Source organism: Clostridium aceticum, from assembly GCF_001042715.1.
Classification (GTDB): Bacteria; Bacillota; Clostridia; order Peptostreptococcales; family Natronincolaceae; genus Andreesenella; species Andreesenella acetica.
In genome coordinates this window covers 1,458,732-1,483,402 of the sequence record NZ_CP009687.1, presented here as the reverse complement: position 1 = coordinate 1,483,402, position 24,671 = coordinate 1,458,732, and the positions used below count along the sequence as shown (strand labels likewise).

Here is a 24,671-nt window from a genome sequence, read left to right as displayed (position 1 = left end):
ATTACCACAAAATTTTAAATTTTCATAAAACAAAATCAAAAAATCTTGTTTTTTTTTCAGAACATTATAAATAATAATTTAAAACCGTCAAAACAAAACCTTCATCTTTAATAGACCTTGCTTAAAGCAATAAAAAAACTACCTCTTCTTTTTGCAAAAGGTAGTTAGAAAAATACGCCCTATTTGTATTGCTAGTTTTAAAGGGAACTTAAATTTTCTTGCGTAAGTTTAATAGGTTTCCAACTATTATGATTTATCTTCTCCAGTACCAATTTATAAATGTCTTCTCCCTCTACCTGCAAAAACACCTTTACAGAGTTGGCACTTTCTACGTTTGGAGCTAAATGAGCCATACCACTTAGCCAAAATTGAATTTGTCCAATTGTTATCGCTTTATTCGCCAACTCTCCTGAAAAAAGTTTTCCCATCTGGATTTTCTCTACCACTTCCTGTAGGATCTCTTCTACTTCTTCTCTTTCTGGGGAGTAAGGAAAAGTACTAAAACCTGTCACATACCAGTTGCCCTGGTACTTTATTAATTCCATAGCGTAATCCATTACAACCCCTCGACCATAAGGATTTCTTGTATTTACCCCGATTGTAACAGATGCATTATTAGTACCGATGTCATAGCTCTTTAGATGAATCTCCATGACAAAGTCTGAAATCTGCGATTTAGCATCTCTTTCTTGAAGTATCTTTTCCATGTCGAAATAAGCCCATTGTTCCGGTAGGCTGGTGTTTTTAAAGTACTTTTGTAAGTTGATCCTGCTTCCTTCTCCCTTTAACTCTAGGTTATAAAATGTAGTCATAGCTCCTCTAATGGTTGTGTAAATCTGTTGAAGTTCACCTATTTCTTCCTCTTCTATAAAGTCTAAGTCCTCAACGAACTTATTTTCCACAAAGTCTACCCTCTGCCATTTTGGTCCACTAATAAAACCTGACTTTCCATCTGGCAACACAGCAATACTACCACCATGTACCTTTAGCTTTTTCAACTCACTCCCTGTATTACTAACGATGTGTAAATAAAATAAGTTAGTTTCTATATCTTCTGCTTTAGTGGTATAAGCAATCTTTCCATCATCTATAAATTTAACATCATAAATATATTCTTTTGTCAAAGTTATTATCCTATCAGAAGCATTGATGTCTGGCATATAATATAACCCAAACCCTCTTTCACCAACTACCACCAGAGATTTTTGGTATGCATCTCTAAATCTTCCTGAAGTCAAGATTTTAATTATTTTTCCCTGCTTATCTAAGATTACTGTTTTTGTATCATCATTAGCCAAATCCCACTTTGTTCCATAGTAATAATTACTGTCTAGCTTTCCCTTATAGTAGGTCTCTTCCCTTGTTTCATAAGCCTCCACTTTTTTTTGGGAGTCTAAGTAATAAATGCTAGCGTTGGCTAAATCAAGCTGTTCGGAATAGAGTTTATTTTCATCGGTAGGGGACCAAAAAAAATTGGTAATTTTATCTTGTGCCAGTTTTTCTTCCACAACAACAGAGTTGTTCTTCACATCATAAATCGTTAACCTACCTCCGCCACCAAAAGCCACCATACTCCCCTCACTGTTCCACACTATCTTAGAAATAAAAGGAATGTTTTCTACGATTACCTGCTGTTCCTTACTGTTTATATCTTCCTTAACAATGATAACTTCTTCTCTTGTCTCTCCTTTAATTACCTGTAATAAGTTATCTGTTTCAACTCTCTCCATAAAATAAATTTCTTTTCCATTTGGAGAAATAGTTAATAGTATTCGACCTGAGTCATATTGATCTATCAAACTTTCGTTAACATACTTTTGAAAAGGAATTCTTCCCTCAATATTTACCATATCACCCAGCTGTTCTTCAGGGTGGTTATTATCCTTCATGACATAAACTTGTCCTTCTTTGATTTCCTGTTGTGTACAACCTACTAAAATAAAGATAAAAAAAAGCACAAAAACGATTCTTTTCATTCTACCCTTCCTTCCACTGGTTTCTCCCTTATTATACATTTTTTAAGGAATAAAGAAAAGAGACCTCTTTTAAAAGAGATCTCTTCTTCATTGATCTTAATTGATCTTATTAGTTTTCTTCAGCTTCTTCGTCTGTTTCTACATCTGTTTCTTCAACTTCTTCTACATCTGTTTCTTCAGCTTCTGCATCTTCTTCAGCTTCTGCATCTTCTGCATCTACTTCAGCATCTACTTCTTCCTCTAATTCAACTTCTTCCTCTACAGCTGGCTCATTTTGATCTGCTGGCTCCTCACTTTTAGTACAACCAACTAACATAGTTAGTCCAAGCATAAGAGCTAATAAGATTGCTAATATTTTTTTCATGTATAACATCCTCCCTCTCTTTTTATTCTACAAGAGTTATTATAGCAGGGAGTTTTATCCAACTTGACTCTGATTTGTAAAATTTTTGTAACATTTATCAGGAAAAATAATTTTTATTTTTGTTCCTATGCCCACAGTACTTTCTATATCCAGTCCAGCACCATGCTCCTCAATGATTTGATAGCAAATAGCTAAACCTAAGCCTACACCCCCTTCTTTTCTAGACCTTGCTTTATCTACACGATAAAATGGTTCTATTACCTTCTTTGTTTCCCACTCCTCCATACCTTTTCCTTCATCTGCCACAAAAACACGTATTTCCCCCGATACCTTCTCTACACCAATTGTTACCTTTTGTCCTGGGGCACTGGCATTTATCGCATTATCTACTAGATTGGTGATAACTATCTTAAATAAGTCCTTATCCAGCAGAACTTCTGCTTCTTCTCCTTTGATTTCTAGTAGTACCCCTTCTTTTTCTGCCTTTACTTCCATAATACGTTGTATTTGCACCAACAATGGCTTAAGTTTTTCTTTATTCAGTTGCAAGGGATTTTCACGGATCAAAATCATATCCATTAAAGTTTTAGCTACTTTTGACATTCGATTTCCTTCTGAATAAATATAGGTTAGACTCTTTTTGAAGACCTCTGGATTGTACTTTGCCTTTAGTAAATACTCAGCATAACCAATGATAGATGTAAGAGGGGTTCGAAGTTCATGGGTAAGATTATCGATAAAACGCTGCTGCCGCTGTCCTTCCGCCTTTAGTTGATTCATTTTCTGTTCAATCTTATCTGCCATAATATTAAGCTGTTCTGCCAAAAGCCCTACCTCATCTTTTCTATTAACCTTTGCCCTCACATGATAGTTTCCTGATGCAATATTTTTAGCGGTGGAATTTAATTCTCTAAAAGGCTTTAGAAGAAATGTACTTAAAGCCCATGTAATCAATGCCACAAAAGCTAAGCCTATTAATCCCGTTCTTATAAAAAGCAAATACTGTTCTCTTCTATGATGATCTAAATAAGTAATATCTTTTATAAGAGATAAGACAATTTTTTCATCATCAATTTCTAAAACATTTGAAACAAACAAATAAAGTCCTTCCTCATCCCTTCTTAAAACAAAGTTTTTCTGACCCTTTAAAGCTATATCTAGCTCCTCACGAGAAAAAAACCAAGCTCTTGGAGCATTTGTAGCCAAAAGACTCAATTTTTCGTCAAAGATTTCTAGATAATTTCTATCTGTCTTAATCATATCAACCATACTCTTGCTATAATTTTTTAATTCAATTTTTTCTAAAGCAATTCTTTGATTATTTAGTAGATATAAAGCCAATGTAGAATGGAGATTGCTTTCTTCTTCTAAACTTCGTTCAACTTCTTTTTTTAATAAGCTTCTGTATGTATTTTCTGTAACCACCATGCCGGTTACCGTTAAAGAAGCTACATAAATCCCCATACAGAGGAGGAAAATTTTCCAACTAAATTTCATCTTCTAATCCTCCATCCGATAACCAACTTTGTAAATGGTTTTGATCTTATCTGTACCCAACTTATTTCTAAGTCGCTGTATATGCATATCTACCGTTCTGGTGTTGCCTTCAAATTCATACCCCCAAACCAGCTCCAACAATCTTTCCCGAGACATAACATTCCCTTTATTTTCAATCAATAAACGTAGTAAATCAAACTCTTTATAAGTCAAATCTACCTCCTGTCCTCCCTTTAAAACCTTCCATTGCTCTAAACAGATTTCGATATCATCCATTACAATCTCTGTTTTTTCTTTCCCAGTTCTTCTTAAAACAGACTTAATCCTGGCCAACAACTCCACAGCTTCAAAGGGTTTTGTGACGTAATCGTCTGCACCCATATCCAAACCCTTAACCTTATCCTTCAGTCGATCTTTTGCCGTCAACATAATAGTAGGGATATTTTTCTTTAAAAGGATAGGTAAAAGCTCATAACCATCTTGCTTAGGAAGCATAATATCTAAGAGCACTAGATCTACCTTTTCATTGTTGATACATTTAAGACCCTCTTCTCCATCACAAGCTTCTAGTATTTCATAACCTACCATAGATAGGTTCAACTTAATCAGTTCTCGGATAGGTTCTTCATCTTCTATAACTAAAATTACACTCATCTTTTCACCTCATTTTAACTATTTTCTATACTTCACCTAGAATTTTATTTTATTCAAGATACTTTTGCAAGGAGATTTTTACAAAATAGAAATGAGTAGAGCTTGGCTTTTAGGGATACCCTCCAGCAGCCAAACTCTACTCATTTCTATTTTTTATATATATTGTCCTATAAATTCTTCTATGGCTTCAGCAGTACTCATTGCTAATACTTTATCTACTACTTGCCTCATCTTACTATAAGATAAGTTTTGTATTTGTCTTCTTGCTGAAAGAATCGATCCTGCACTCATACTAAATTCATCAAGCCCCATCCCTAGCAGTATTGGAATTAGACGTTTGTCTCCTGCCGCTTCGCCACACATTCCAACCCATATACCTGCCTTATGACCGTTATCAATGATGAGCTTTATCAGTCTCAAGACAGCAGGATTGAAGGGGTTGTATAGGTAGGAAACATTTTCATTCATTCGGTCTACAGCAGTTGTGTATTGAATCAAATCATTGGTCCCTATACTAAAGAAATCTACCTCCTTCGCTAATAGGTCAGAAATAATCGCAGCGGCTGGAATTTCAATCATAATACCTACTTCAATATCTGATGAATACCTTATACCTTCCTTCTCTAGTTCACTTTTTACTTCTTCTAGTATTTTATTGGCTTGTCTAATCTCCTCAATAGAAGAAATCATTGGATACATAATTTTCAGATTACCATACACACTTGCTCTAAGCAATGCCCTTAGCTGGGTTCTGAAGATCTCTTTTTCCTTTAGACATATTCTAATAGCTCGATATCCTAAGAAGGGATTCATCTCCTTGGGCAGGTTCATGTAGGGTAGTTCTTTATCCCCACCAATATCCAGTGTTCTAATAATGACTGGCCTTTTCCCCATAATTTCTAGTGCTTTTTTATATGCTGCAAACTGTTCTTCTTCTGTCGGCAGAGCCTTTCTATCCATATACAAAAATTCTGTACGATACAAGCCAATACCCTCTGCACCATTTTCACTGGCTTTTTCAGCATCCTTTTGCCCTCCTATATTTGCTCCTAATTCTACTGTTTTTTCATCCTTAGAAACAGTGGGCGTATTTACCAGCTTCATTAATTCTCTCTTCTCAAAGATTTGTTTTTCTTTGGATTTTTCATAGGCTGTAATTACCGATTCTTCTGGATTAATCATCACAGTTCCTTCATTACCATCAAATACAATAAAATCGCCTGTTTTCACTTCTTTTGTTATATTTCCTAACCCTACTACAGCAGGAATTTCCATGGATCTTGCCATAATAGCACTATGAGAGGTCCTGCCTCCAATATCCGTAATAAAACCTAACACTTTACTATTGTCCATTTGTGCAGTATCAGAAGGGGTAATATCGTAAGCCACAATGATCACTGGCTCCGTTAATTCTGCTAAGTTTAGCATTTCTTTTCCAAGAAGATTTGTCATTACTCTTTGTCCCACATCTCGAATATCAGCAGCCCTTTCCCTCATATATTCATCTTCCATTGATTCAAAAATAGAGATAAAGGTTTTTAGCGCATCCTCTAAAGCAGCTTCCACATTCAATTTTTTTGATGAAATTTTCTCTTCTACACTGCTAATAAACTCAGGGTCCTCCAAAATCATAATGTGAGCATCTAAAATAGTTTTTTGTTCATCCTTAGATTTATTTTTAATAGACTCAATTTGTTGTTTTGATAGGTTTAAAGCCCTCTGAAATTTACTTTTCTCCTCTTCAATATTATCTATAACAACAGACTGAATCACCACCTCATCTTTTTCTAAAACTAGAGCTTTTCCTACGGCAATTCCTGAAGAAGCACCAATTCCCTTAAACATATTTTCAACTCCTACTCTTCGCTAAAGTTAGATTCAAATAAATTTATGATTGCTGTCAATGCTTCTTTTTCATCTGGTCCTTCAACTTTGATTTCTATTTCTTCTCCTTGTTTTGCAGCCATAGCCATAAGTCCCATAATACTTTTTGCATTTACCTCATGTTCGCCTTTAATAAAGGTGATATCGCTTTGAAATTTAGATACTTCTTTAACAATCAATGTAGCTGGTCTTGCATGTATTCCTGAAGCATTTTTAACCGTTATATTTTTTATAATCATTTTTTCCCCTCTTTCTAATTGATCCACCCTATCATCTCATATGGGATAAAAATAGAATAGAAAAGCCTTCTATTCTATTTTTATAAAATTTTCTATACCTCATTAACTTTTTTCTTGAGAAAGCCTACTAAAAATGCCGTCACTATAGTACCTATTGCAATTGCCACCATATATCCAAATAAGTTTCCTACAGCGTTTGGTATGGGTAATACAAAAATTCCTCCATGAGGTGCTCTTAATGTTGCCCCCAATGTCATAGACAGAGCCCCTGCTACTGCTGAACCCGCCATAATAGAAGGTATCACTCTAAATGGGTCTGCTGCTGCAAAGGGGATAGCTCCCTCAGTAATAAAGGAAATTCCCAATACCCAAGCTGCTTTACCTGCCTCCACTTCAGCCTTTGTAAACTTATTCTTAAATAACACTGTTGCTAAAGCCAAACCTAGAGGAGGTGTCATTCCAGCCGCCATTACCGCTGCCTGCGGTTCAAAAACATTGGCACCTAAAAGACCCACCGCAAAGGTATATGCTGCTTTATTCACAGGCCCTCCCATATCAAAAGCCATCATTGCACCTAATATCGTTCCCAATAGTAAAGCATTTGTACCGGTTAAGCTTTGAAGCCATGCTGTCATAGCATCCATGATGCCTTTTACTGGTGCTCCAATCACATAAATCATTAGAAGACCTACAACTAACGAAGATATCAAAGGTAAAATCAGCACTGGTTTTAAACCTTCAAAGGTTCTAGGTAATTTAATTGTCCTCTTTAAAAAATCAGCTGTATAACCTGCAATAAAACCTGCAATAATTCCGCCTAAAAATCCTGCTCCTGTTTGTGAAGCAATCATTCCACCAATTAAACCAGGTGCCAATCCAGGCCTTTCTGCAATAGAATAGGCAATATATCCAGCAAGAACTGGTACCATTAAGGCAAATGCGGCTCCTCCACCAATCTGCATCAGTGCAGCAGCTAAAGTTCCTTCTTGTTGAAAGGCTTCTATACCAAATATAAAAGATAGAGCAATGGCTAATCCACCTGCTACCACCAAAGGCAGCATAAAAGATACCCCTGCCATTAAGTGTTTATAAGGGCCACTTCGCTCCTCACTTCTCTGCTTTTTAATTTCTTCCACTTGTTTCGATAAATTTTGTTTTCCAGCCTCTAATTTCAGTGCTTGATCAATGATATTTCCTGGATTTTTTATTGCTTCAGAAACTGCAACCTCTAGAATAGGTTTTCCTTCAAATCGCTCTCTTGAAACCGTTGTCCCAGCTGCAATAATTACTGCATGAGCTTTTTGAATGTCTTCTAAGGTTAGTTCATTCTCCACACCAACAGAGCCTTGGGTTTCAACCTTTATGTCAATTCCCTTTTCTTTAGCAGTTTTTTCTAAAGATTCTGCTGCCATGTAGGTATGAGCGATCCCTGTAGGACAAGAAGTTATTGCCACTAATTTCATAATAAATCCCCCTTTTTATAATAAGTAATCAATCAAATACTCTTATCACTTCTTCTTCACTTGTTGCTTGCATCAATTTAGTGCGCGTTTCTTCATGCATTAGCTTTCTTGATAGCTGGCTCAATACTTTTAAATGCTCATTATCTGATCCCTCTGGAACAGCAATGAGAAAAAAAATGTAACTTGGCTCACCATCCAAAGCTTCATAGTCTACACCTTCTTTTGACTTTCCAAAAACAATTGATGGCCTTGTCACCATGTCTGACTTTCCATGAGGTATGGCAATTCCCATGCCTATACCTGTTGTTGATAGAGTTTCCCTGTGCATGATTGTTTCAAAAAAGCTGTCTTGATTCTTTACAATTCCTTCCTTAACCAGTGGTTTAATTAATTCTTTTACTACCTCTTTTTTGCTTTGTGACTTTATGTCTAAAATCATTAACTTTGTATCAAGTACATCTTTGATTTCCATAGTAAACCTCCTTATTATTTTAATTTTCTCATCCTTACTTTTTCTTTAAATCCTTCTATTTCATGGATCTGATGCAGTGTAGTTCCCTTCTTAACACTTAAGGTTGCCGCTGCTACCGCCAGCTTGAAGGTTTCTTCTAGTGAATAGTCCTTCATCATGCCATAAGCAAAGGCCGCCACCATTGAGTCTCCTGCTCCTACTGTACTCTTTACTTCTACCGAAACTTTTTCTGCCCTTAGTACATGTTTGTTGCTGACTAACAATGCACCTTCTTCCCCCATGGATACTACAACAATGTGAATACCCTTTTGAATAAAATCTTTACAATAAGTTATAAGATCATCTTCATTATTTATTTTAACTTTTAGTGCATTTTCTAATTCATCAATGTTTGGCTTGATCATATAAGGCTTGGCACCAATTCCTTGTAGCAATTGCTCCCCTTCTGCATCTAGTATTGTTTTACATCCTTTCCTTCTGGCGACTTCAATTAAGTCTGTATAAATGGTATTTGTTAACCCATCAGGAATACTTCCAGCAAAAACCATTACTTCGCTTTTTTCAGCCCATTTTTCTACTTGGCCGTATAAGTCCTCTAAATATACTGCTTCTATAGGTTTTCCTCTATCATTGATATCGGTTATGATACTTGTTTTAGTATCTACAATTTTTATATTGGTTCTAGTTTCTTGATCAATCCATACAAAGTCTGTTTCTATTCCCTCATTCTTTAAGCACTGGTTAATCCACTTTCCATTTTCTCCACCTACAAATCCAGTGCTTAATGTGTCTGCCCCTAAAGATTTCAACACCTTCGACACATTGATTCCCTTCCCACCTGCCTCTATTCTAGTACCTGCTATTCTATTGACAGCACCGGGTTTGAAACCATGAATTTCTATAGTTTTATCAACTGCTGGATTTAATGTTACAGTTGTAATCATGTTTGCCTCCTTAACCGTAGATAAGCTGTATGTTGTTAGACTTATATTTTTCTATGATAGCTTCATCTATGCTCTTATCTGTAATAATGCCATGGATTTCATCTATGTCGGCAATTCTTGCAAAAGATATTTTGCCAAACTTACTGTGATCTGCTACAATATATGCCTCTTTTGCTGACTGAATCATCATATTCTTGGTATGAGCTTCATCTATATTGGGTGTTGTGCATCCGTCTTCGATGGTAATGCCATTGGTACCAACAAAGGCTTTATCCACCCGAAAACTTTGTATAATTTTATCTGTGATGGGTCCTACAATGGAAAGGATTTCCCCCCGTATATAGCCCCCTGTTACAACTACCTTAATATCTTTATTTTTAGATAAAGCTAATGCTATTAATATTGAGTTTGTCAACACAGTGACATTTTTAGCTTCTATATTCTTAGCAATTTGAAGTGTAGTGGTACCTGCATCTAAAATAACTGTATCATTATCTAGGATAAAGGCTGCTGCCCTCTTGCCAATTTCCATCTTCTCTTCTATATTTACAAGCTCCTTTTCATCCATTGTAGGTTCAAAGCTTGTATTTTCTAGCTTAACTGCTCCACCATGGGTTCTTTTCAACAATCCAGCTTGCTCTAAATCCTGTAAGTCTCTTCTGATGGTAGATTCCGATACCTGTAACTGCTGTGTTAAATCACTTACCTCAATGCGATCATTTTCGTTTACTATTTCCAAGATTCTCGTCTTTCGTTCCTCTGCAAACATTTATCTCCCTCCATAAAAGGTATTTTGAGGAATATTCTATACTTTGATTTATGTTTTATAATTGATTATGATTTATTTTGATTGTTTTTGATTTGTTTTGATTATATCATTGCTAACTCCTTGTGTCAAATGATTATTTTTGATTGTTTTAATTGTTTTTTTAATATTTTGATAATAGCTTCTATTAGCCCTGAATTTAAAGATTTTCATGACTCCGCTATTTTTAACAATCAAAAGCGAGCACACTTAGCATGCTCGCTTTTGATTGCTTCATTATCTAAAATAGTTTACACCCGCTTGGAATATTTTAAAATCTTTTTTACCATAAACATTTTTATGCACATGATTTCCTACCCGTTCCACATGGCCCATCTTACCAAAAATCCTGCCGTCTGGAGAAGTAATTCCTTCTATGGCTTCTACCGATCCATTGATATTATACTTGCCATCATAGGTAGGCAGACCCTCTTTGTCTACATACTGTGTAGCAACTTGTCCCTCTTCAATCAACTGTTGTACTACTTCAGTACTTGCATAGAAACGTCCCTCACCATGAGAAAAAGCTGTTTCATACATATTACCAACTTCTTCATTTGCAAGCCAAGGTGATTTTACAGAGGCTACTTTCACACTGGCCATGCGTGATACGTGACGATTAATTTTATTAAAGGTTAAGGTTGGTGAATCCTCCTGCAGATCTCTTATTTCTCCATAAGGCAGCAGACCTAACTTAATAAGAGCTTGAAAGCCGTTGCAGATCCCCAACATTAAGCCATCTCTTTCATTAAGAAGCTTCATCACTTCTTCTGCTACCTTAGGATTTCTTAAGACAGATGCGATAAACTTCCCTGAACCCTCTGGTTCATCTCCAGCACTAAAGCCTCCCGGTAAGGCTACTATCTGTGCTCTTTTAATCTTTTCAACCATTTCTTCAAGGGAAGCAACAACGTCACTTTGATTTAAGTTTTTGAAGACCATTGTTTCTACAACTGCTCCAGCTTTTTCAAAAGCCATATAGGTATCCACCTCACAGTTGGTACCTGGAAAAGCAGGTATAAAGACCCGTGGTTTTGCCACTTTAATACTAGGACGTTTGACCTCACGGTCATAATAAGCAATTACTTTTGCTGTTCCTTCATCCTGATGAACTGTTGGGAAGATGGATTCTAGTCTAGATTCCCAAGAAGCAAGAGCTTCTGATATAGATATAACAGCATCTTTTACTTCAAAGGAATTTTCTTCTTTTGTCTCTCCAACAATCATGAATCCTTCCTGTGCTATAAGCTGTTGAGCTACTTCCTCTGTTACTTCCAGCAGAATACTGCCATATGCTTCCTCAAAAACATCCACTGAGTTTTCAATTCTCACACCAATACCATTTCCGAAGGCCATCTTACTTATGGCAGCACATATTCCGCCTTTACCTATCGCATAGCTTGATAAAATCCTTCCTTCTTTCACGTAGTTATAAATATGATTGTACCCTACCAATAGATGATCAAAGTCCACCATTTCGTAGGCATCTCTTTTAGCATAAAATTGTACCAAAGTAGAATCAGTTCGTTTTAATTCAGGGGTAATTACCCGTCTTACATCCACCGGCGTTACAGCAAATGCAATAAGGGTTGGAGGAACATGAATATCTTTAAATGTCCCTGACATAGAATCTTTACCGCCAATAGCCGCTACTTTAAATTTTGTTTGTGCATAGCTGGCCCCTAACAATGCACTATAGGGTTTGCCCCACTTCTCAGGTATATCACCAAGCTTTTCAAAATATTCTTGAAGAGATAGTCTAACCCTTTGATAATCACCACCTGTTGCCAAGATTTTTGCTATAGCATCTACTACGGCATATAAGGCTCCATGGAAAGGAGACCATTTTGCCAACTGAGGATCATAACCATAGCTCATCATAGAACCTGTCTTGGTTTCTCCCTTTAAAACAGGTATCTTAGCTACCATCGCTTGGATAGGTGTACTGTAGTGCATCCCTCCAAAGGGCATTAAAACCGTGCCGCTGCCAATGGTGTTATCAAATCTTTCCACCAATCCCTTTTGAGAACAAACATTTAAATCATTTAAGGTGTCCAGCCACTGTTGTTTTACCGATACCTCCGACTTATTACTATTAAAGTAGGTTCGCTGTTTCGGTGCTTCAATATGGACGCTCGTCTCACCTTGAACGCCATTGGTATCTAAAAAGACTCTAGAAAGATTAAGAATTTCTTTTCCCTGCCACTTCATGATCAGCCTGCCAGTATCAGTAACATCGGCTACATGTGTCACCTCTAGGTTTTCTTCATGACAATAGCTTTTGAAAGCTTCTACATCTTCTGGTGCGATCACTACTGCCATTCTTTCTTGAGACTCTGATATAGCAATTTCTGTTCCATCTAAACCTTCATACTTTTTCTTAACTGCATCTAGGTTAATCTCTAAACTATCCGCCAACTCTCCAATAGCTACAGAAACACCCCCTGCTCCAAAATCATTGCATCTTTTAATCATTTTAGATAGTGCTGGTATTCTAAATAACCTTTGAATCTTTCTTTCCACAGGTGGGTTACCTTTTTGAACTTCTGCACCACAACTGGTCAAACTCTCTTCATCATGTTCCTTCGAAGATCCGGTTGCTCCTCCAATACCATCTCTACCAGTTCTCCCCCCTACTAGCAAAATAATGTCTCCAGCAGTTGGACGTTCTCTGACCACATTTTCTTTTGGAGCCGCTCCTACCACTGCTCCTACCTCCATACGTTTAGCAACAAAGTCTGGATCGTAAACCTCTGAAACCATGCCTGTAGCTAGTCCTATTTGATTACCATAAGAACTAAAGCCTGCAGCGGCTTGCTGCGTAATTACTTTTTGTGGCAGCTTTCCTTCTATGGTATCTGCCAAAGGCACTGTAGGGTCTGCGGCTCCTGTTACACGCATACTATGATAAACATAACTTCTTCCCGATAAGGGATCCCTAATAGCACCACCTAAACAAGTAGCAGCACCACCAAAGGGTTCAATCTCAGTAGGATGGTTGTGGGTTTCATTTTTAAACATCAAAAGCCAAGGTTCAGTCTTTCCATCGATATCTACAGGAATTTCAATACTGCAAGCATTGATTTCTTCAGACACATCTAGGTCTTCAAGTTCACCTTTTTTTCTTAAACTCTTCATGTTGATGGTAGCAATATCCATTAAACAATCTCTACGATCTTTACCTTCATAAACAAAATCTCTATCAGCTAGATAAGCTGCATAAGCATCTTTTATTGGTTGATTCATAGGTTGATCTTCAATGTTTACTTCCTTCACCGCTGTTAAAAACGTAGTATGACGGCAATGATCTGACCAATAGGTGTCGATAACCTTTAATTCTGTGATGGTAGGATTTCTTCTTTCTTCATTTTTAAAGTACTCTCTGACAAAGGCAAGGTCTTCAGCAGTCATAGCAAAACCCATTTTTTCTTTATACAATGTTATTCCTTGACTATCCAGTTCTATAAATCCCTCTACTGTTTCAACAGTATCTGGGGTAGCATAATTGATTTTTAATGTAGTAGGTATATCCAAGGAAACTTCCCTTGATTCTACAGGATTAATAAGATAGTTTTTAATACGGTTCATCTCTTTAGTATCAAGAACACCCTTTAATACAATCATTTTAGAAGAAACAATGGTAGGTGCATCCTCTAATGTAATAATTTCTATACATTGTCCGGCTGAATCTGCCCGTTGGTCGTATTGCCCAGGCAATAGCTGAATTCTAAAGGCTTGCTCTCCATCTGAAATAGCCACAGTATCCTCTGTTACCATATCAACATTTGGTTCAGACAAAACAAGTCCCTTAATATCTTCCAGCCTCTTTTTATTTACATCTTCCAGATCATATATATTGATAATTCTAACATTTTCTAATGTTTTTAGGTTTAAAGTATTCATAAGATCTTTTTTCAAACTTTCTGCTTCAACGTTAAATCCGAACTTTTTCTCAACACAAATTCTTTTAACCATCTTATACCTCCTAGTGTAGTCACTGAAAATCCTGTGTTTTCACATTTTATTTTTATATATTGTAACACAAAAACACAGAAAATGAAATCAATATTTATAATAAAGTACGTTCAAGAGTGAACATCACTTAATAAGGCTTGTATTTTATCTTTACTTTATGAATTTTTAGGATTTTTCATTCATCAACATTCCTGAAACATCTCCGTCTATAAAACCATCATATTGCTTGTTGACTGGATTCTTTGAGGGTAGTTTTATGTTTTTAAAGGCTTTATACAGTCTTATTACCATCCCTTTAACTGGTTCAAATAAAAATGTTAAGGTATTAGAGTAGTCTCCAATTTTTTTAACAAAGATATCCTCTTCCATGTTCATTTCTTTTTCTTCATTTAAGGTAATGCCAATATCCCTTAAGGCATCTTCAAAGGCCTCTAGGATCTCTTCAATCTCCCTCATACGATTTGTTCCTAGGGCTTTATCTAGGGTTTTCAAAGAATTCATAGCACTATTGTACTTTTCTATAAGGTTTTTCATATGATCTAGGAACTGATCATCATGATAATTTAACTCCTTTATCGCTTCTTCAAGTTTTCTATGATCATGATAAAATTTCTTATATTCTTTCTTCAATTCTTCTAAATTTTCATAAAAAGCATCTGACACCATTAAATAATTGGCGGATGGAAAAGCGGTTTGATTTTTTACTTTGCCTACAGGCTCCACTGCTTCTGTTTCTTCTGTCCTGCTTACACTGCGTACTCTGTCTACATAAAGATTATGTATTCTTCTGTTTGCAACGGAGGAAACCTTTGTTGTTCTCGTCATTCCCTTCACCCCTTTTATCAATATATACCCTATTTTTCTGCTTTCATTTACTCACAATAATCCAGATAAAATATTATTCTCTCTTGTATCTCATTATGCCTGCTATTTATTAAGACTAATTTAAAGTAGGATTGTTGGTTTAAAATAACTTACTTTACTTGAGTTGTGCAATTATTTAATGTAGAAGTGAAAATCAAAATAGCTGGAAAAATTGCACAAGTCCAGTTACTTCAGTTGGCTATCTATAAAATAATACGAAATAAAATTTGTCTATATTTATAAAGATTGTTTAATTTTAAAAACATGGGGAAAATAGTTTAAAAAGGGTATATTATAAAAAAACCTTACCCGAAAGGGTTTAACAACCAAATTTATATAAAAAGAAAGTGAGGAATATCTATGACAAAAAGAACCGGTGTTATTACAATGCAAGGAAATCCTATGACCCTCGTAGGGCAAGAAGTCAAGGTTGGTGATAAAGCACCTGATTTTTCTGCCCTCACACAGAACTTAAAAGCCTATACATTAAAGGATATGGGTAGTAAAGTAAAATTGATTAGTGTTGTGCCTTCCATTGATACAGGTGTTTGTGACCTACAGACTTTACATTTCAATGAAGAAGCAGCAAAGCTTAAGGATGTAGCTATCGTCACAATAAGTATGGACCTACCTTTTGCCCTTAGTCGTTATTGTGCAGCTAAAAATATCGATCAACTTGAAGCATTGTCTGATCATAAAGAAGCCTCTTTTGGTATCAACTACGGCTTTCTCATTGATGAGTTAAGGCTGTTATCTAGAGGTGTGGTGGTGATAGACAAAGACAATACTGTACGTTACATAGAGTATGTTCCAGAAGTCACCAATCATCCAAACTATGACCAAGCACTGGCGGAAGTACAAAAGCTTCTTTAAAAATAAGAGTACCTCCCTTTGTTTATAAACAAAAGGAGGTACTCTTATTTTTAAGGTGCAAAGCACCTCACCTGATTCCTTGAAGTTTCAGCTTACTGCAACCAGTTCATCTAAAGACAACAATTCTCTAATGTATCTTTAGAAGTTTCCTGATGTCTGGCTAAATCAATTACTCTATGGCATAGGCGTTTCATAAGATTTTTTTCATGACTTACTACTAAGACCCCTATATTTTGCTTCTTCGCCACATCAAGGACTACATGCCATATCTGTGCCTGGGTAATAGCATCCAACATGGTAGTCATCTCATCGGCAACAAGAAATTGTGTCTTGGAACCTAAAGCCCTTGCCACGCAAAACCTTTGTAGTTCACCACCTGACAGTTCATTGGGCCAACGTTTTAACCATGCCTTTTCTATCCCAAGGGCTGTAAGAATTTCTTCATGAGGTTCCCAACCTTCATTGACGGTATTCACCATGTGCCATCGACCATTCACCGCCTTCTCAGGGTGTTGGAATACCAATTGAACAGGATTGTATTCTCCTTTTTTAGGCAGTGGGGCACCATTTAGCCTTACACTGCCTTCTTGGGGTTTCTCATAACCAGCCAATATTCGCCCCAGTGTAGTTTTTCCGTAGCCACTAGGGGCCATAATTCCTACAATTTCACCGGATTCTATCGTAATATCAACGTTTCGTAATACCCACGGACCTTTGCCATAACGAAACCCTATATTTTTTCCTTCAAGTAGCATGAATACACCTCACCATTCCATTTCTTAATATACGCGTCTCTGGTCGCCCTTGGGCACACTGAGGGGTAGCCATATGACAACGTGGCTCAAACAAACAACCAGATGGTAAAGCACTGGGTAGGGGCTGGAATCCAGGAATAGGTTCAAAATCATTTTGAGGCAATGCCCTCCATAGGGCTTTGCTATAAGGATGGCGAAGTGCTCCACCCTTTTCGGTAAAATCCTTTGCTGATGCCACTTCAACAGTGGTGCCTGCATAAAATACTGCAATCCGATCTGCAATTTTAAGAGCTGTTTCAATATCGTGGGTGATTAGCATAATAGAGGCTCCTTTATCTGCTAGTTCACGAAAACAACTAAGAGCTTCTTTGATCACCCCTTCATCCAATCCTGGGGTTGGTTCATCGGCAATAATTAGTTCTGCTCCACTTACCACCGCTGTAGATACTAATACCCGCCGTGCCATGCCTCCTGATAGTTGAAAGGGAAAAAATTTTTCCACTTGGGGTTGTAGATGATATCTAGCAAAAACTTCTCGCTGTGTTTTAGTAGCTCCTCCCTTTCTCACAGCTGTCCGAACTTGCTTTCCCACCCGCATAAGAGGATCAAGATAATTTACCGATTGGGGTACAAGTGCAATCTCTTGCCCCCGTAATCTTTGTTGAAGCTTAGATGTTAGCTCTTGTCCTTTATAAGTAATAGTACCGGTTACAGCAGCATTGTTGGGAAGAATACCTAAAATCCCATGGGCAAGCAAACTTTTACCAGATCCACTTGATCCCACCACCGCCAATATTTCACCTGGAAAAATCGTCAAGTCCAGACTAGTGATGACGTCAAGATTTTTCTGTTTTAATCCTTTTGTGTATTGCGTAAAAGATATACCAAGATTCTCTACTTTTAAGATGGGCTGCATTTCTTGGGGAACCGTTAGTGACTTCGGAATCTTTTCAACTTTTTGTTGTTTAGGTATCTTTAAGGTTTTTTGCTTTTTATTAAGCTCCGATGCTAAAGACATGATCCTAATCTCCTTCCCTATTTTTAATACTGTTTGTCGATACTTTATTCATGTCCTCTATGAGGGTCAATAAGCATGTGCAGATTATCACCAAGAACATCAAAGGCCCTTACCATAATCAATAGGGACAATCCGGGAAAAAAAGCTAACCACCACATCCCTGTAGATAGATAACGCATAGATTCCGATAAAATAATACCGATTGCAGGCTGATGAGGAGATAAACCAAAGCCTAAAAAGGTAATAGCTGCCTCATGCAAAACAGCATGGGGAAATAGCAGTACCAAGCCTACAAAAAATTGTGGGATTAAATGAGGTAGGATATGTCTTATAGCTATCCACCAAGAAGATTTTCCAAATTGTCGTGAAACCCCTACAAATTCTGCAGAACGAAGTTGCATTACTTCTGCACGAATCACCCTTGAAAGGCTAGGCCAGTGGGTTAATGCCACACCTACCACCACGCCTTTTATACCCCCACCCAATGTAAAGGCAATGAGAATCAAAGCTACAAGATGTGGTACACTAAGGAATAAGTCCACCAACCAAGAGATCATTCCATCAACAGTTTTTCCCATAGTAGCAGCCAACATCCCTAGAACTAATGCTATCAATACACTGACAACAGAGGCAAGCATACCAACACCTAAACTTAAGGTGAGCCCTTTTAAGGTACGGGCAAACATATCTCGACCTAGCCAATCCGTGCCAAAGGGATGCCTTAGTGAAGGAGATAGGTTTCTAATTTCAAGATTCGTAACAATACTTTCACTAGGAATAAGCAACCCTCCTGTTACAATAGCTATTAGGAGTATAGCTGCAAATACTGTAGAGATGATGGTACGCTGTCTTCTATTAAATTTTGGTAGAGAGATAAAAGGAGCTTCTTTAACCACAATAGTCTCTGCATTCTTCATAGGGAACCTCCTTCTCTAACTCTTGGATCAACAATACGATAAATCAAGTCTGCTATTAAGTTGCCTGTAAATACAAACAACGCACTAAACAACACAATACCTAGAAGTAAGGGCACATCTCCCCTTAATCCTGCTTGCACAGTGGTTTGTCCAAGACCTGGATAGGAAAAAACCTGTTCTGCAAGGACTGCTCCTCCAAATAGTTCGCTAAAAGCAGTAAACTGTAGTGTAATAGCCGGTAAAGCTATATTCCTTAGCCCATGACGCCACAGCAGTAAAAAACCTTTTTCTCCCTTTGCACGAGCAAATAGTATATAATCACTGGCTAGGACATCGATCAATTTTTGTCGTGTATGCATGGCTACATTGGCAACACCTAAAATACTTAATGTCAATGCTGGTAAAATCAAATGTTGTATTCTATTGCCCATGGTTACATCTTCTGCCAAAACCCCTGCTGGTACCCCTAAACCTATAGGAAACCACCCTAGACCCATTGCAAATACAATAAGCAATAATAGGCCTAACCAAAAGGTAGGGGTAGAAGCCAAAGTGAGACAGTACCACTTTATCAGTTTATCCATCCAAGTTCCTTGTTTCATCCCTGCAATAATTCCTAAGGCAAAACCTATCAGTCCCGAAAGCAACCAAGCAATCATCATTAAAGCTAGCGAGGCAAGGAATCGTTCTCTGATTACAGTTACTACTGGACGTCTAAATATCATTGAGGTACCCAGATCTCCCTTTATTACAGCCATACCCCAACGCATAAATTGTTGCATCGGTGGCTTATCTAAACCCCAGTATTCCGCTATCTTTGCCCTCTGCTCAGGACCTACCCGCATCATATCAGCCCCTACATATGCTTGAATTGGGTCGATAGGAGAGTAGCTTACAAGCAGGAAGGAAAGCAGAGAAATTGCTATTAATAATGTAGCTAATCGTAACGCTTTTTTCACGACAAATGCCAATAAATTTGTAGATTCCATCCTCCTGTCAGCCTCCCTTTTTCTCTATTCATTCCAATGCCATTCTACAATATTGTCTGTCATTGGCCATCCGTGTCCATGGGGCTGGATCTTTGGCCTTCCTATCTCGAGATTTTCTCTCACTAAATACAAATGATCAAGGTTAACCAGCCATGCCCAAGGGGCGTCTCCTTTGGCACTAAATCCAGTTGTACCATCCCACTGTGCCTTTTTCCAATATTCAATAGCTTCTTCTTCAGTAATAGCTCTAAGGGCCTTCTCCATATATGCATCAACAGTAGCATTGCTATAGAAACCTGTATTGTACCATCCTTCACCAGCAGTTTCACTGCTATGAAGATTGTACATTTCTAGTGGATCATAGCTCCCCCAACCAAAGAGTATGGCATTGGAATACATCATTTTTTGAATATCATCCCAACTCTTACCCTCAGCTATAGCATTAATACCAAGAGGTTTCAACATATCAGCTACTGCTATGGCCAAGGATTGACGGGTTTGATCACTGGCAGGATAAATCATTGTAAACTCAGCCTTTAGGGAATCTTTTTCTAAAATACCATCACCGTTGATATCTTGCCATCCAGCATCCACTAGTATTTTCTTCGCTTCTTCTAAATTATTGTCTTGAATCACTGTATCAGGATTCCACCATGGCATACCATCACAAACACTGTAGGCTGGTGTTCCATAGCCTTCTAAAATACCATTCACCAAAGCTTTTCGATCAACCGCTACATTGATGGCCTTACGGATGGCTATATCTGCTGTTACGTCGTTTCCAATCGGGAATCCTTCTTCAGTCTGTCCGCCTGAAGGTACAAAAGGAAATAATATACCACGATTGTCCACACTTCTTAGATTAAGCAGTTTCATGCTAGGTACCTGTTGTTTTGAAAAAGCTGAAGGTATAGCTGCCATATCTACTTGCCCTGCCTTAGCAGCAGCAAAAGCTCCATCTTCTCCTAAAAATAGAAAAGTTAATTTCTTAAAATACGGTTTTTCTCCATAATACTCTGGATTTGCTTCTACAATAAGCTGTTGCCCTTTGTCCCACTGTACAAATTTAAAGGGACCAGAACCAACAGGGCTTTCAGCATAATTATCTCCATGTGCATGCTTTGGCACAATTCCTGTAGTCGCCAAGGTATTGATGAAGGTGGATTGTGGCTGCTGAAGGGTAAACTTAATAGTATATTCATCTACTGCTTCAACACTTTCCATGATATTAAGGTCAACAACCGATCCACTTTGGGCGGTTTTTTCATATGTATATACAACATCACTGGCTGTTAAAGCCACCCCATCAGAAAATTTTACATCTTCCCTTAACTTAACGGTCCAAACCAAACCATCTTCGCTGATTTCATAATCAGTAGCCAGGTCATTCATTACTTCAAAATCCTTATTTCTAGTAAATAATGTGCTTTGGAAAAGAGGAGAACCATAACGTCCCCACCCATTGGTAGGGTCAAACCCATCATCAGGCTCACTTCCTATGGCTAAAATAAGTTCCTCTTTCTTAAGGTCTTCTTCTGGAGATGTAACAGTTTCGTCTGTTGAGGAACAACCTGTGAACAAACTAGTAGATAGTACTAGTGTAAAAATCGTTATCATCATCAGTATTCTTTTAAACATATTCTATCTCTCCCATCTTTTGTAATATAATTCTTAAATTCTTCTTAAATTCTTTATATAATTTTTACTTTGATGAACCCTTTAAAATAATGTATGTTTTTCATAATCCCCCTTTTACGTTTTCTAAAAACCTAGTTTTTTGCAAAAAATAAAAACCAAAAAGATCAATCCTTCTCTTCATGAGAATTATTTAACCTTCATGGTTTAAATTATATAAGCAATATTATGTTTTATTGATAGTACATCAAACTTTGTTATTATTATATCAAACATTTTTTCCTATTTCAATACAATTTTCTATTTATTTGAATCAAATCAATTTTCTTCCATTTTCTTAGGCTAAAGGATTCATTATGGCTAAAATAGATTCACTGCCTAAGCCGTTAGCCAAGCAAGCAGGTTTTGCCAGAATTTATCATAGTACTCCCATTTAACAAAACCTTCAGGTCCCCAATGGGGAGCACAGTCGGAAGTAAATACAGCGGTTTTGCCTTTGCCAAATTCCTGGACAGCTATAAAAGGATCGCCATTAATCGTTGCAAGTATTTCTGCCTCTTCTTTTTCAATGGTTTTATTATATCCTAAGAAAAATGGCCATTCCTTCGGTATCCCTGCTAAAACAGGATGCTCTTTTACTACTTCAGGAAAGATTCCCTGTGGTTTTTCAACACGATCGTCTATATCCAGCATTTTTATTGGTAAAATATCTTGAATGGCCGTTTGTCCATATCGTGCTTTTCCATCAATGCCTGTAAAGGACATATAGCCTCCCACCATGATAAAGGCACCGCCATTAGCTACATAATCTTTAATCAGCTCCAATCTGTCAGGCACTCTTAGACCCTTTGCAAAGACGTCATTAGGCAACAACAAAGTATTAGCACCAATATCTGAGAGAATCACTAAATCATATTTGCTTAATTCCTCTAGTGTCATAGGAAATTTTTCTGAAGCATAGTGATTTGGTAAAAATTCGACTTCTGCTCCCCCCTTTATAAAGGCGTTTCTTATAAACTCAATCCCTTCACCATAAGCTGAGGTTGTAAAAGTATCAAACCCTTTAATATGAATAGTATGCATTGTCCATGACTCACCAGCGATCAATATTTTTTTACTCATTTTTTCATTTCCCCCTTAAAAGTTTTTATAATCACAAAAATCTAAAATTAATTTTGCATATTTCAAGATATAATTTATATACATATCAACGCTGACATACTCATTCACAGCGTGACATTGTTCTAGATTACCGGGACCTGCGATGATGGTAGGAATTTTCCCGATATTATGAATTAGTCTTGCATCATTCCCCGCTGGACTTCCGGCAATTAGGGTTTCACTTATATTCTGAAAAGCCTTTAAAGCTGTTTGTACAAAATGATGCTCCTGGGCTATTTGAAACCCTCCCCCCGCCTGATAAATTTCCCAGGTAGGTCTATGTTCTTTTAACCAAGTATCTTGATCTGAAATTGAATTGATTTTTTCTGTAATTTCCTCTACAACGGAATCATAACTCATCACTTCAGGTAAATAGTGTACACATATTTTTATGCTGCAGGAACTAGCTACAGTTGATCCAGCACTTCCACCATGAATTTCCCCGACGTTTAAATTAGGTAATGGCAATAAGGGGTTGGTGTATTGGGTTTTCCAATCCTCTTCAAGTTCATCTAAGCCATTGATTATCTTCATCATCTTTTCAATAGCACTTACACCTCTCCACTTGTTACCAGAATGAACTGCTAAACCTTGTGTTTTTATGTCAAAAAACACAAAACCCATATGTGCGATAATGATTTTGTTTCCAGTAGGTTCGCAAACAACAGCTCCATCTGCTTGATTACCATAGAGCATGGAGGTTAATGTCCCGTTACCTCCCCCTTCTTCATCCACCACAGAGTTTATCAAAACCTTACCTTTAAGGTTTATGCCCGCTTCTTTAATTAAATCATAAGCAGCGATGGAGGCCATCAACCCTGCCTTCATATCTGCGGCTCCCAGACCATACAATAGTCCATCTTTTATTTCTGGTTCCCATGGATTTATATCCCAGTCTTGTAAATCTCCTGGGGGCATTGTATCTACATGTCCATTAAATAACAAAGTATTTCCATCTTCAATTCCATCAAACCTACCATAGACATTGAACCTATCCCTATAGTCATGACCTAAGTTTCCCTCTTGGTAGCAGCTTACGCCTTTTAAAATCCTCTCTTCATCCAGTTGATCTCTCTCAATGACTGCTCCTAAGCTTTTAAGAAGACCTTCAATATATTCTTGTCCATTTTTTTCCCTTCCACCTTTTATACCATGACCAATAACCTCTGTATTAATTGAAATTAAATGTTTCAGCCACCCTATATATTTATCTCTATTTATTTGCAAAGTTTCCTTCAGCCTTTCAATCACTTAGCACCCTCCACTCTAGAATCCTTTTTCTCTTTTAATATTCTACGATAAAGCGTAATGGAAAATACTGCAATAGTGATGATATAAGGGAGCATCAGTACAAATTGCGATGGTATAGAGTAAATCTGCAGTACATTTCCTACCGCCCCTGAAAAACCTAAAAGTAGCGTTCCAACATAAGTCAACACTGGATTTGCGCCACCGAAATACATGGCAGCTACACCCATAAATCCTCTACCGTTTGTCATGTTTTCAACAAATAAAGTGGAATACCCTAATGCCAAGTGGGCTCCAGCCAAACCCGCTAATATACCAGAATAAATAATTACCTCGTACTTCCTTTTTTCAACATTAATCCCTGCTGATTCTGCAGCTTTTTCATTAAGTCCTACACTTCTAGTATGTAAACCCCAGACGGTCTTATATAAGATGTACCACATAAAAATCACTACAAAGATTCCTAAAAACTCAAACATAGAATAGCGATTAAAAAGCTTGTCCAGCACTGGATACCTTTCCAAAAACGGAAAGTAAAATCTAGGAAGAGGCACAATTTTGTCAGAAATAAAACTTCCCGCTACACCAAATATTCTTCTTAGTGCAAATCTTGTAGATGCTAAGGCAAACATATTTAGTGCCATTCCTACAACAAATATATCTGCTTTAAACTTTATATGTGCAGCACCAAGGATGATGGATAGAATAATTCCGCAGAAAACAGCAGCTAAGATTGCCAAAACCCAGCTTCCTGTAAAGAAGCTGACTAGAACCGCCACAAAGGCACCCATCAACATGATTCCCTCAATACCTACATTTAAAATATTTGCCTGTTGTGTAATGACTGCACCAAGGGCTACAAATAAAATAGGCGTGGAAATTCTAATGGTGGCACTGACCACATTTAAATTGAATATGTTTTTTAATATCTCTAGCAT

At 37.3% G+C, this 24,671-nt stretch carries 21 protein-coding genes; 1 reads left to right on the top strand and 20 read right to left on the bottom strand.

Annotated elements, in window-relative coordinates:
• Positions 1–197: 197 nt before the first annotated feature.
• The 12 genes from CACET_RS06775 to CACET_RS06720 form a co-directional block, all read right to left on the bottom strand.
• Positions 198–1,976, bottom strand: coding sequence for a hypothetical protein (locus CACET_RS06775; RefSeq protein WP_144414735.1), 1,779 nt, complete (start codon positions 1,974–1,976; stop codon positions 198–200).
• A gap of 109 nt (positions 1,977–2,085) precedes the next feature.
• Positions 2,086–2,340 carry a hypothetical protein gene (locus CACET_RS06770; protein ID WP_044823623.1) on the bottom strand — a complete coding sequence of 85 codons (255 nt, stop codon included), beginning with the start codon at positions 2,338–2,340 and terminating at the stop codon, positions 2,086–2,088.
• Positions 2,341–2,394: 54 nt separating this feature from the next.
• A complete protein-coding gene (locus CACET_RS06765; protein WP_044823622.1) occupies positions 2,395–3,837 on the bottom strand; it encodes a sensor histidine kinase in 1,443 nt (480 codons plus the stop codon).
• 3 nt (positions 3,838–3,840) lie between these two features.
• Positions 3,841–4,491: a response regulator transcription factor gene (locus CACET_RS06760; RefSeq protein ID WP_044823621.1), complete on the bottom strand. Its 651-nt coding sequence runs from the start codon at positions 4,489–4,491 to the stop codon at positions 3,841–3,843.
• Between the two features lie 153 nt (positions 4,492–4,644).
• Positions 4,645–6,336 carry a phosphoenolpyruvate--protein phosphotransferase gene (ptsP, locus tag CACET_RS06755; protein ID WP_044823620.1) on the bottom strand — a complete coding sequence of 564 codons (1,692 nt, stop codon included), beginning with the start codon at positions 6,334–6,336 and terminating at the stop codon, positions 4,645–4,647.
• Between the two features lie 11 nt (positions 6,337–6,347).
• A complete protein-coding gene (locus CACET_RS06750) occupies positions 6,348–6,641 on the bottom strand; it encodes an HPr family phosphocarrier protein (protein WP_278287093.1) in 294 nt (97 codons plus the stop codon).
• A gap of 65 nt (positions 6,642–6,706) precedes the next feature.
• Positions 6,707–8,077: a PTS fructose transporter subunit IIC gene (locus tag CACET_RS06745; protein ID WP_423229823.1), complete on the bottom strand. Its 1,371-nt coding sequence runs from the start codon at positions 8,075–8,077 to the stop codon at positions 6,707–6,709.
• Positions 8,078–8,105: 28 nt separating this feature from the next.
• Complete coding sequence (locus CACET_RS06740) at positions 8,106–8,549, bottom strand: PTS sugar transporter subunit IIA (protein WP_044823618.1); 444 nt, start codon at positions 8,547–8,549, stop codon at positions 8,106–8,108.
• 14 nt (positions 8,550–8,563) lie between these two features.
• Positions 8,564–9,493 (bottom strand): 1-phosphofructokinase, encoded by a 930-nt coding sequence (gene pfkB, locus CACET_RS06735; RefSeq protein WP_044823617.1) that lies wholly within the window; start codon positions 9,491–9,493, stop codon positions 8,564–8,566.
• 10 nt (positions 9,494–9,503) lie between these two features.
• Entirely contained in the window at positions 9,504–10,262 is a 759-nt protein-coding gene (locus tag CACET_RS06730) for a DeoR/GlpR family DNA-binding transcription regulator (protein ID WP_044823616.1), read from the bottom strand.
• 273 nt (positions 10,263–10,535) lie between these two features.
• The gene (locus tag CACET_RS06725) at positions 10,536–14,273 is read right to left on the bottom strand and encodes a phosphoribosylformylglycinamidine synthase (RefSeq protein WP_044823615.1); all 3,738 of its coding nucleotides are present in this window, start codon (positions 14,271–14,273) and stop codon (positions 10,536–10,538) included.
• Positions 14,274–14,438: 165 nt separating this feature from the next.
• A complete protein-coding gene (locus tag CACET_RS06720) occupies positions 14,439–15,098 on the bottom strand; it encodes a hypothetical protein (protein ID WP_044823614.1) in 660 nt (219 codons plus the stop codon).
• Between the two features lie 399 nt (positions 15,099–15,497).
• Between CACET_RS06720 and tpx the strand changes: the two genes are divergently transcribed.
• Positions 15,498–16,010 carry a thiol peroxidase gene (tpx, locus tag CACET_RS06715; protein ID WP_044823613.1) on the top strand — a complete coding sequence of 171 codons (513 nt, stop codon included), beginning with the start codon at positions 15,498–15,500 and terminating at the stop codon, positions 16,008–16,010.
• Between the two features lie 110 nt (positions 16,011–16,120).
• Here the strand turns inward: tpx and CACET_RS06710 are convergent, their stop codons facing one another.
• From CACET_RS06710 to CACET_RS06675, 8 genes are all read right to left on the bottom strand, one after another.
• Positions 16,121–16,765: an ABC transporter ATP-binding protein gene (locus tag CACET_RS06710; protein ID WP_044823612.1), complete on the bottom strand. Its 645-nt coding sequence runs from the start codon at positions 16,763–16,765 to the stop codon at positions 16,121–16,123.
• Positions 16,755–17,783: an ABC transporter ATP-binding protein gene (locus CACET_RS06705; protein ID WP_082058109.1), complete on the bottom strand. Its 1,029-nt coding sequence runs from the start codon at positions 17,781–17,783 to the stop codon at positions 16,755–16,757. The genes CACET_RS06710 and CACET_RS06705 overlap by 11 nt, the downstream gene beginning before the upstream one ends.
• 44 nt (positions 17,784–17,827) lie before the next feature.
• Entirely contained in the window at positions 17,828–18,700 is an 873-nt protein-coding gene (locus tag CACET_RS06700; RefSeq protein WP_044823611.1) for an ABC transporter permease, read from the bottom strand.
• The gene (locus tag CACET_RS06695; RefSeq protein ID WP_044823610.1) at positions 18,697–19,689 is read right to left on the bottom strand and encodes an ABC transporter permease; all 993 of its coding nucleotides are present in this window, start codon (positions 19,687–19,689) and stop codon (positions 18,697–18,699) included. The genes CACET_RS06700 and CACET_RS06695 overlap by 4 nt, the downstream gene beginning before the upstream one ends.
• A gap of 24 nt (positions 19,690–19,713) precedes the next feature.
• Entirely contained in the window at positions 19,714–21,327 is a 1,614-nt protein-coding gene (locus CACET_RS06690; protein ID WP_044823609.1) for an ABC transporter substrate-binding protein, read from the bottom strand.
• A 375-nt stretch (positions 21,328–21,702) separates the two neighbouring features.
• Positions 21,703–22,446, bottom strand: a complete 744-nt coding sequence (locus tag CACET_RS06685) for a glutamine amidotransferase (protein WP_044823608.1) — start codon at positions 22,444–22,446, stop codon at positions 21,703–21,705.
• Between the two features lie 15 nt (positions 22,447–22,461).
• On the bottom strand, positions 22,462–23,736 hold the full coding sequence (locus CACET_RS06680) for a M20 family metallopeptidase (RefSeq protein ID WP_044823607.1): 1,275 nt from the start codon (positions 23,734–23,736) through the stop codon (positions 22,462–22,464).
• Complete coding sequence (locus tag CACET_RS06675; RefSeq protein WP_044823606.1) at positions 23,733–24,671, bottom strand: ABC transporter permease; 939 nt, start codon at positions 24,669–24,671, stop codon at positions 23,733–23,735. Before CACET_RS06675 ends, CACET_RS06680 begins: the two co-directional genes overlap by 4 nt.